The 302-nt window shown below is 64.9% G+C and carries 1 protein-coding gene; it reads left to right on the top strand.

Annotated elements, in window-relative coordinates:
• On the top strand, positions 1–302 hold a 302-nt coding region (locus tag AOK23_RS46360; protein ID WP_240496854.1), incomplete at both ends, for an FGGY family carbohydrate kinase.

Raw genomic sequence — 302 nt, forward strand, 5'->3', positions numbered from 1 at the left:
CCAGGGCACCACCTCCAGCCGCTGCATCGTCTTCGACCGGGACGGCCGTATCGTCTCCGTCGACCAGAAGGAGCACGAGCAGATCTTCCCGAAGCCGGGCTGGGTCGAGCACAACGCCAACGAGATCTGGACCAACGTCCAGGAAGTCGTCGCCGGAGCCATCCAGAAGGCCGGCATCACCCGCGACGACATCAAGGCCATCGGCATCACCAACCAGCGTGAGACCACACTGCTCTGGGACAAGAACACCGGTGAGCCCGTCCACAACGCCATCGTCTGGCAGGACACCCGCACCGACGCCC

The sequence above is a fragment of the Streptomyces torulosus genome (assembly GCF_001419765.1).
In the GTDB taxonomy this organism is placed as follows: domain Bacteria; phylum Actinomycetota; class Actinomycetes; order Streptomycetales; family Streptomycetaceae; genus Streptomyces; species Streptomyces torulosus.